This is a genomic window from Actinomadura darangshiensis, from assembly GCF_004349235.1.
GTDB lineage: Bacteria > Actinomycetota > Actinomycetes > Streptosporangiales > Streptosporangiaceae > Spirillospora > Spirillospora darangshiensis.
This window is the reverse complement of the sequence record NZ_SMKY01000593.1, coordinates 1-1,924: the sequence shown is the minus strand read 5'-3', so window position 1 is coordinate 1,924 and position 1,924 is coordinate 1. Positions and strand designations below refer to the sequence as shown.

The following is a 1,924-nucleotide window of genomic DNA, read 5'->3' as shown; positions in this document are numbered from 1 at the left end:
CTCCACGGCACAGGCCCTCCGCCTTCATCTCGCTCCCGCAAGCCGATCGCAGACCGCGCCGCCGCGGCCGGGTATGGCCCGGGTACGGGGACGGTCGATCGTTCCTCGAACCGGTGCGCGCCGGGTAAGGGGCCGGCCAAACCTGCCGCATTCGCCGGCCCGCGGCCCGCCGCCGGGGGGTTAATGGGATCTCACCGTCCGACGGGCAGGCCCGGGCGGCCTCGGGGAGGCCGCCCGGACGGGGAACCGCCGGACGGACGGGAGAGGGTCGTGTCCATCCAGGGGGTTCAGCTCGTGCGTGATCCGGAACTGGTGTCGTGCGCGCAGCGCGCGGCGAGCGAATTGGAACGCGCGTGGTCGGAGTGGCGGTGCGCGCGCGGGCTGGCCGAGCAGGTGTCGGAGTCCGTCGCCAGCTACGTGGCCCACTCCATCGACCACCCGTGGGGCCGGCCCCGCGTGGTCCTCGGCCTGGACGCGGACGAGGCCCGCGCCCTGGCCGCGCTGCTGGGCCGGGAGGACCCGCTCCGCTGAGCCGGACCCATTTCCCGGACTCCGTTTGACGTGGTCGCGTCCGCGTGCAGACTGTCAGGGTCGATAACGGCGGCATCACGGAGGAAACGGCCTGTGCGGATCCATCGAGGCGGCCCGGCGGTCGCCGGTATCGCGCTGTGCCTGGGCGCGCTCACCGCGTGCAACGGTTCCTCCGGGACGTCCGGCGGCGGTGAGGCGGCGCCCCCGCCGACCGCCGGTGCGACGTCGCCCGGCGAGCTGAAGTCGCCGGCCTCGGCGAACGGCAGGGCGGCCCCGCTGGACGGCAGGACGATCGTCATCGACCCCGGGCACAACGGCGGGAACGGCTCGCACCCGTCCGAGATCAACAAGCAGGTCAAGATCGGCAACGGCAGCAAGGCGTGCGACACCACCGGGACCGAGACCCGCAGCGGCTACGCCGAGCACGCCTTCACCTGGGACGTCTCCAACCGGCTCGCCAAGATCCTGCGCGCCCGCGGCGCCAAGGTCGCGCTGACCCGCGAGGACGACAAGAGCGTCGGCCCCTGCGTCACCGAGCGCGCCGCGCTCGGCAACAAGCTGAAGGCCGACGCCGCCCTGTCCATCCACGCCGACGGCGCGTCCTCGTCCGGGCACGGCTTCCACATCATCGAGCCGATCTCCATCGGCCGGAACGCCGAGATGGTGTCCGGCTCCGCCAAGCTCGGCACCGCGCTGCGCGACGCCTACCACGACGGCACCGGCGTCCCGTACTCCAACTACCTCGGCAAGAAGGCCATCGACCGGCGCGACGACCTGGGCGGCCTCAACATGTCGAAGGTGCCGAAGGTCTTCATCGAGTGCGGCAACATGCAGAACAAGGGCGACGCCGCGAAACTGTCGAGCGCGTCCTTCCGCCAGCGCATAGCCGACTCCCTCGCCGAAGGCTTCCAGAAGTACTTGAGTTGAGTTAACCGGGGGGGCGACCCCCCGACCCCCCCGGCTGCGCGGCACGGGTCTCCTCACTCGCCAGCGCTCGCTGCGGGGACGAGGCGCGCCGGGCATGCCCGCTGCGCTCGCTGCACTCGCTCCGCGTGCCTGTCCCGTAACCGGTGGCCGAGGTTGGGGCAGGATGGGCGGATGCCTGATCTTCGTCGTGTGCGCGAACTGCTGCTCGGGGCCGGTTACACCGTGGGCGGGGTGCGGGAGGCGCTCGGGGCGGTCGCCGGCGGGGCGCTGGCGCGGGACGAGATCGTGCCGGCGTTGCGGGCGGCCGGCGGTGGGTCGCCGGTCGAGGTGCTGACGCGGCTGTTCTGGTTGCAGGTGCCCGTCGAGGCGGGTGCGATCGCGGCCGGCGATCTCGTCGCGGCGGGGCTCGCCGAGGTGTCCGGCGGGGAGCTGCGGGCGCTGCTGCGCGTCGAGCCGCTGGAGGCGG

General features: G+C 73.2%; 3 protein-coding genes. All 3 read left to right on the top strand.

Annotated elements, in window-relative coordinates:
* Positions 1–270: 270 nt before the first annotated feature.
* Positions 271–531, top strand: a complete 261-nt coding sequence (locus E1293_RS46730; protein ID WP_243717581.1) for a hypothetical protein — start codon at positions 271–273, stop codon at positions 529–531.
* 93 nt (positions 532–624) lie between these two features.
* On the top strand, positions 625–1,458 hold the full coding sequence (locus E1293_RS46725) for an N-acetylmuramoyl-L-alanine amidase (protein WP_341770261.1): 834 nt from the start codon (positions 625–627) through the stop codon (positions 1,456–1,458).
* 171 nt (positions 1,459–1,629) lie between these two features.
* Positions 1,630–1,924 (top strand): DUF7059 domain-containing protein (locus E1293_RS46720; protein ID WP_424923741.1); only part of this gene is annotated, 295 nt, incomplete at its 3' end.